We start from the raw sequence: 6,242 nt of genomic DNA on the forward strand, positions 1-6,242 counted from the left end.
TATGATTATACAGTATAATGAGTTTCAACAAGCAAAATCATATACGTTTTAATGGTAGTGACCCATCTTTATGCTTCACTGCCCAGAGGGAGATAACATGGCTATTGATGAAAACAAACAAAAAGCATTGGCCGCAGCACTTGGTCAAATTGAAAAGCAATTTGGTAAAGGTTCTATCATGCGTCTGGGCGAAGACCGTTCCATGAACGTAGAAACTATCTCTACAGGATCTTTATCATTAGACGTTGCTTTAGGTGCAGGTGGATTGCCACGTGGCCGTATTGTTGAAATCTATGGCCCTGAATCTTCTGGTAAAACAACCTTGACTCTACAAGTTATTGCCTCTGCTCAGCGTGAAGGAAAAATTTGTGCATTTATTGATGCTGAACATGCATTAGACCCAATTTATGCTCAAAAGCTAGGTGTCGATATCGATAATCTACTCTGCTCTCAACCTGACACAGGTGAACAAGCACTGGAAATTTGTGATGCATTATCTCGCTCTGGTGCGGTCGATGTTATTGTCGTGGACTCCGTGGCAGCATTAACACCAAAAGCTGAAATTGAAGGTGAAATTGGTGATTCACACGTTGGTTTAGCCGCACGTATGATGAGCCAAGCTATGCGTAAACTAGCGGGTAACCTTAAAAACTCTAATACACTGCTGATTTTCATTAACCAAATTCGTATGAAAATCGGTGTTATGTTTGGTAACCCAGAAACCACGACCGGTGGTAATGCGCTTAAATTCTATGCTTCTGTTCGTTTAGACATTCGTCGCATTGGCTCTGTCAAAGATGGTGATGAAGTCATTGGTAGTGAGACTCGCGTTAAAGTTGTTAAAAATAAAGTGGCTGCACCGTTTAAACAAGCTGAATTCCAAATTATGTACGGTGAAGGTATTAATACCTATGGCGAACTGATTGATTTAGGTGTTAAACATAAGTTAGTAGAGAAAGCAGGTGCTTGGTATAGCTACAATGGCGAAAAAATTGGTCAAGGTAAAGCTAACGCAACCAATTACTTAAAAGAACATCCTGAAATGTACAATGAGTTAAACACTAAATTGCGTGAAATGTTGTTAAATCATGCTGGTGAATTCACAAGTGCTGCGGATTTTGCAGGTGAAGAGTCAGACAGTGATGCTGACGACACAAAAGAGTAATTAGCTGGTTGTCATGCTGTTTGTGTGAAAATAGACCTTAAATCATTGGCTATCATCACGACAGCATCCCATTGAATAACTTGTTTGTATAAATTTTATTCAGATATCAAAGGAAGCCTTAAAAAAGCTTCCTTTTTGTTTTATGTAAAAATTAACCACTCAGTGGTAGTGAAAAATTAGTTTATTTTTCACTGTTTTTCTTTTTTTTTGCAATTTATTACTATTTTATCAGCAATAACAATATTTTTATCTTTGGGTGGTTTTACACTATGTAAGTGTTTATATAGTGAAGATTTGGTGATGTATTCTATTGGTTATTTATAACATCATATTTCTTTTACATGTTTGAAAAAATAGCATTAAAATAAATTGTTAGCATCTATCTATATAGATAATCAATCTCTTTGACTACGAGAGAAATGGATTTTTGCTACTTTATTATTTTAAATTTATCAGTAAATATATTTAGTTAAATGATTCTGGCGGGATTTTTATTCAGAAAAATTAAATATGTAATGGGAATATTGGCTTTTTTTGATAATACAGATTTAGGATAGCTGTTGCGAGCAAATGAGCAAAATGCTATTGATAATAAACTAAAAATGACGAAAAAATTATTTAATAGTTTTATTATGAAATTATCGTCATTACCTTCTCATATCTTACAAAATTCGCCTCGATTTGGTTAAAACGACCTATCTTGAAGTATGTTGCTACTTTCAGAAAACTACTAGACGATTTACAATGTTAACTCGAATAAGTTTATCGGGGGTTTTACTTCTGAGCGAAGAAATTCTATCTTATCCCTACTTATGTATTCGTTGGCTAAGTAGAGGTAAAACTAAACCTCCTCTAACTAGATTTCTAATTTCTGTTTTTCCAGCTTGATTTCGGGATAATTATGAGCAAAAGCACCGCTGAGATCCGTCAGGCGTTTCTCGACTTTTTTCATACTAAAGGACATCAAATAGTACCAAGCAGTTCTTTGGTTCCAAATAATGATCCAACATTGCTGTTTACAAACGCAGGGATGAACCAATTTAAAGATGTATTTCTTGGATTGGACAACCGACCTTATTCCCGAGCGACAACCGCGCAACGTTGTGTGCGCGCGGGTGGTAAACATAATGATTTAGAAAATGTGGGTTATACAGCACGTCACCATACATTTTTTGAAATGTTAGGTAACTTTAGTTTTGGTGACTATTTCAAACATGATGCCATTAACTTTGCCTGGGAGTTATTAACCGGTAAAGAATGGTTTAACTTACCTAAAGAGAGACTTTGGGTAACCGTTTATGCCACTGATGATGAAGCTTATGATATCTGGAATAAAGAAGTCGGTGTTCCAGCTGAGCGCATTATTCGTATTGGTGATAATAAAGGCGCACCATTTGCTTCTGATAACTTCTGGCAAATGGGAGATACGGGGCCTTGTGGTCCATGTACTGAGATATTTTACGATCATGGTGATCATATTTGGGGGGGACCGCCAGGAACACCTGAAGAAGACGGTGATCGCTATATTGAGATCTGGAATATCGTCTTTATGCAGTTCAACCGTAAATCAGATGGTACAATGGATCCATTGCCGAAGCCTTCTGTTGATACGGGAATGGGGTTAGAGCGTATTACTGCTGTACTACAGCATGTTAATTCTAACTATGATATTGATTTATTCCGCGCATTAATTAAATCCGTTGCTGAAGTGACTAATGCGACAGACTTAGCAAATAAATCATTACGTGTGATTGCCGACCATATCCGTTCTTGTTCTTTCCTTGTTTGTGATGGTGTCATTCCTTCTAATGAAGGTCGTGGCTATGTGCTACGTCGTATTATCCGTCGTGCTGTACGTCATGGTTATATGTTAGGTGCGAAAGATACTTTCTTCTATAAACTCGTTGCACCACTTATTGATGTAATGGCTGAAGCTGGTAAAGAGCTTAAGAATCAACAAGAAATCGTTGAAAAAGTACTTAAAACGGAAGAAGAGCAGTTTGCACGTACTTTAGAGCGCGGTTTACAATTATTAGATGAAGAGCTAGAAAAATTAACCGGTGATACTTTAGCGGGTGAAACGGCTTTCCGTCTTTATGATACATATGGTTTCCCATTAGATTTAACTGCGGATGTTTGCCGTGAAAGAAATATCAAAGTTGATGAAGAAGGCTTTGAACTGGCAATGGAAGAGCAACGTAAACGTGCTCGTGAATCTAGCGGTTTTGGTACTGACTATAACGAACTGATTAAAGTCGATAGTCGCAGTGATTTCTCAGGTTATGACCATAATGAGCAACAAGGTACTATTAATGCGATTTTCCATAATGGTCAAACAGTCACTGAGCTTAAAGCAGGTGAAGAAGGGATTATCTTCTTAGATAAAACGGCTTTTTATGCTGAGTCTGGTGGCCAAGTAGGTGATAAAGGTCTTCTAATTGGCAAAGATAGCCAGTTTGAAGTTACCGACACGCAAAAATATGGCAAGGCTATCGGTCATATTGGTAAAGTCATTTCTGGATCTTTTATTGTTAATCATAAGATCAATGCAGTCATTGATGTGGCTCGTCGTGATGCTATTCGCTTAAATCACTCAGCAACGCATTTATTGCATGCGGCATTACGCCAAGTATTAGGCACTCATGTTACCCAGAAAGGCTCTTTAGTTAACGATAAATATCTGCGTTTTGACTTCTCTCACTTTGAAGCAGTAAAACCAGAACAGTTACGTGAAATTGAAGACATTGTTAACGCGCAAATCCGCCTTAACTCGCCGGTTGTCACCGAGTTAATGGATCTTGAAGATGCGAAGCAAAAAGGTGCGATGGCACTCTTTGGTGAGAAATATGAAGAACGTGTTCGTGTTTTAACCATGGGGGATTTCTCAACTGAACTTTGTGGTGGTACTCACGCAGCCAGAACGGGTGATATTGGTCTATTCCGCATTATGAGTGAATCAGGGACTGCGGCCGGTATTCGCCGAATTGAAGCGATTACGGGGGCTACAGCGATTGAAAGTGTTCATGAGCAATCGGATCTGATTTCTCTTGTGGCTCATGCACTTAAAAGTGATGGTAGTAATTTAGTTGAGAAAATTAAAACGGTTCAAGAAAAATACCGTTCATTAGAAAAAGAACTTCAACAACTGAAAGATCAGCAAGCAGCTCAAGAAAGCTCCTCGTTAGGAAGCCAAGCTAAGAATGTGAAAGGTATCAAACTTTTAGTTCGTGAACTGAATAATGTTGAACCAAAAATGTTAAGAACAATGGTTGATGATTTAAAAAATCAATTAGGTTCAGCAATAATTGTACTTTCTACTATTTCTGATGGTAAAGTGAGCTTAATTGTCGGTGTGACTAAGGATTTGACTGCTAAAATAAAAGCAGGTGAGCTAATTAGTTTTGTCGCTCAGCAAATCGGTGGTAAAGGTGGTGGTCGCCCTGATATGGCACAAGCTGGTGGTACAGATGTTGAAGCGTTACCCGCTGCTTTAGCGAGTGTTGACGAGTGGGTAGAATCGCATCTTTAAGCGATAGCTACCTGAAAAAGCGTTATCCCTAGTTTTTAGGGGTAACGCTTTATGTAATATTGACAATCCGTTAAATAATCAATCACAAAATTTATATTTTGTTATGAAGTATGGGCTATATGTGATAAATAATGATTATACGAATTGACAATGTATGATGGATAATGGCCGGGAAATTCTAGAGACCCGACTCTTGTAAATTTTCAAGGAGCAAAGAATGCTTATTCTAACTCGTCGAGTTGGTGAAACGCTTATGATAGGCGATGATGTAACCGTAACCGTTTTAGGGGTTAAAGGTAATCAGGTACGTATTGGCGTAAATGCCCCCAAAGAAGTATCTGTCCATCGTGAAGAGATCTATCAACGAATTCAGGCCGAGAAAACTCAGCCCACAGATAACTACTAAGCAATCTCTTATTTTTAGCTAGTTACCCTTTCTTCGTAAGCGTCCACACTTTTGCCGGGTCTGGGCGCTTTTCTTTTCTATAGAACTTTCCATTTTCTTTCTCGTTCTTCACCTCGCTCTTTTGAACTGTATTTATTATTACACTATCCGCTTATTCTGATTGACAGAATTGAAAGTCTTTTTACTGCTTATCATTCGATTCATAATTATTAGTAGGGGGAATAAAATTATTCGTTGATGAGATAAAATGCTTGAATGATTTTTCATCAGCGATATCATGGTATTCAGTTCTTTTTTAGCCTTTCTTGCTGATAAACGCATCAGTTTGTTTGTGAAGTGTTCAAACGAACCTATATTCGTAAAAAGTTGAGAAAAATTGTTTGACTTCTCAGGCTGAGAAAGTAATATGTGCGCCACACAGAGACGAGATGTTCACAAAGAACTTCTTCGAGTGGTTCTAAATATGGTGAGATGGCCGAGAGGCTGAAGGCGCTCCCCTGCTAAGGGAGTATGCGGTCAAAAGCTGCATCGAGGGTTCGAATCCCTCTCTCACCGCCATTTAGATTTGCATCCTTAGCTCAGCTGGATAGAGTACTCGGCTACGAACCGAGCGGTCGGAGGTTCGAATCCTCCAGGATGCACCACTTATTTCTCGTCATTACATAATGTAATGTGAGAGGCAAAAAGATAACGACGCATCCTTAGCTCAGCTGGATAGAGTACTCGGCTACGAACCGAGCGGTCGGAGGTTCGAATCCTCCAGGATGCACCATATTCCAACCCCATGATTAAATGTATGGGGTTTTTATTTTGGTGCAAATAGTGAATAATTTGCATTAAAAGAGTAAAATTAAACAACGTGCATCCTTAGCTCAGCTGGATAGAGTACTCGGCTACGAACCGAGCGGTCGGAGGTTCGAATCCTCCAGGATGCACCACTTATTTCTCGTCATTACATAATGTAATGTGAGAGGCAAAAAGATAACGACGCATCCTTAGCTCAGCTGGATAGAGTACTCGGCTACGAACCGAGCGGTCGGAGGTTCGAATCCTCCAGGATGCACCATCTTTTTATAAAGTTAGCTTATCTTAGTTAAATTAGTACGACTGCATCCTTAGCTCAGCTGGATAGAGTACTCGGC

Annotated in this window: 3 protein-coding genes and 6 tRNA genes (1 of these 9 running past the window's edge); all 9 read left to right on the forward strand. The window is 38.9% G+C overall.

Annotation, left to right across the window (positions count from 1 at the left end; genetic code table 11):
- Nucleotides 1–97: 97 nt before the first annotated feature.
- Nucleotides 98–1,165 (forward strand): recombinase RecA, encoded by a 1,068-nt coding sequence (gene recA, locus HMPREF3129_RS17795; RefSeq protein ID WP_070487163.1) that lies wholly within the window; start codon nt 98–100, stop codon nt 1,163–1,165.
- 901 nt (nt 1,166–2,066) lie between these two features.
- A complete protein-coding gene (gene alaS, locus HMPREF3129_RS17800) occupies nt 2,067–4,694 on the forward strand; it encodes an alanine--tRNA ligase (protein ID WP_004244779.1) in 2,628 nt (875 codons plus the stop codon).
- Between the two features lie 217 nt (nt 4,695–4,911).
- Nucleotides 4,912–5,100 carry a carbon storage regulator CsrA gene (gene csrA, locus HMPREF3129_RS17805; protein ID WP_004244778.1) on the forward strand — a complete coding sequence of 63 codons (189 nt, stop codon included), beginning with the start codon at nt 4,912–4,914 and terminating at the stop codon, nt 5,098–5,100.
- A 465-nt stretch (nt 5,101–5,565) separates the two neighbouring features.
- Nucleotides 5,566–5,658: transfer RNA gene (locus tag HMPREF3129_RS17810), tRNA-Ser, on the forward strand.
- A gap of 9 nt (nt 5,659–5,667) precedes the next feature.
- A tRNA-Arg gene (locus HMPREF3129_RS17815) sits at nt 5,668–5,744 on the forward strand.
- Nucleotides 5,745–5,795: 51 nt separating this feature from the next.
- A tRNA-Arg gene (locus HMPREF3129_RS17820) sits at nt 5,796–5,872 on the forward strand.
- Between the two features lie 89 nt (nt 5,873–5,961).
- Nucleotides 5,962–6,038: transfer RNA gene (locus HMPREF3129_RS17825), tRNA-Arg, on the forward strand.
- A 51-nt stretch (nt 6,039–6,089) separates the two neighbouring features.
- Nucleotides 6,090–6,166 (forward strand) — tRNA-Arg (locus tag HMPREF3129_RS17830).
- A 43-nt stretch (nt 6,167–6,209) separates the two neighbouring features.
- Nucleotides 6,210–6,242, forward strand: a tRNA-OTHER gene (locus HMPREF3129_RS17835) (it continues 49 nt past the right edge of the window).

Origin of the sequence: Proteus sp. HMSC14B05 (genome assembly GCF_001808035.1) — a bacterium.
Classification (GTDB): Bacteria; Pseudomonadota; Gammaproteobacteria; order Enterobacterales; family Enterobacteriaceae; genus Proteus; species Proteus mirabilis.

Bases quoted from the DNA above. Each gene is read 5' to 3' on its own strand.
- recA (WP_070487163.1), top strand. From the start codon at position 98: ATGGCTATTGATGAAAACAAACAAAAAGCATTGGCCGCAGCACTTGGT.
- alaS (WP_004244779.1), top strand. From the start codon at position 2,067: ATGAGCAAAAGCACCGCTGAGATCCGTCAGGCGTTTCTCGACTTTTTT.
- csrA (WP_004244778.1), top strand. From the start codon at position 4,912: ATGCTTATTCTAACTCGTCGAGTTGGTGAAACGCTTATGATAGGCGAT.